Below are 662 nucleotides of genomic sequence, written 5' to 3' on the forward strand. Positions count from 1 at the left end.
CGCGAGTACAAGGGCACGTGGACCGGGAAATTCAAGCGAGCTTGGACCGACAATCCGGCCTGGATTTTTAGGGATCTTCTGCTCAATCGGCGGTACGGCGCCGGTGCCTGGGTGAACGAGTCGTGCGTAGACCGGTATGCGTTGTATGCCATCGCAAAATACTGCGACGAGAAGGTTCCAAGTAGTGGTGGCGGCACAGAGCCGCGCTTCACGTGCAACTGCTATATCACATCACGCACGCACGCCTTCGCTTTGCTGCAACAGCTTGCGAGCATATTTCGGGGGATTGCTTATTGGTGCGCGGGCAGTGTGCTGACGTCGGCGGACATGCCGTGCGATCCGGCATACATCTACAACCCGAGCAATGTAGTGGAAGGGGTGTTCAGGTACGCCGGGAGCGCGCTGAAGTCACGCTACACGGCCGTGATGGTGACGTGGTGTGACCCGAACAATGGGTTTCAGCGCGCCGTCGAGAGCGTTGAAGATGCCGACGGTATTGCGCTGTACGGGTATAACACCGCTGAGATCACCGCCTTTGGCTGCACCAGCCGATCACAGGCGCAACGCGCAGGCCATTGGTTGCTCCATACATCGCGCCTAGAGACCGATACGGTGACATTCGGCGTCGGGCTCGATGGGGCGCTTGCACTTCCCGGACAGGT

At 59.4% G+C, this 662-nt stretch carries 1 protein-coding gene; it reads left to right on the forward strand.

The features are described from left to right. A partial coding sequence (locus tag QCE79_RS33340) for a phage tail protein (protein WP_309851749.1) occupies positions 1-662 on the forward strand: 662 nt, incomplete at both ends.

Origin of the sequence: Caballeronia sp. LZ003 (genome assembly GCF_031451465.1) — a bacterium.
GTDB lineage: Bacteria > Pseudomonadota > Gammaproteobacteria > Burkholderiales > Burkholderiaceae > Caballeronia.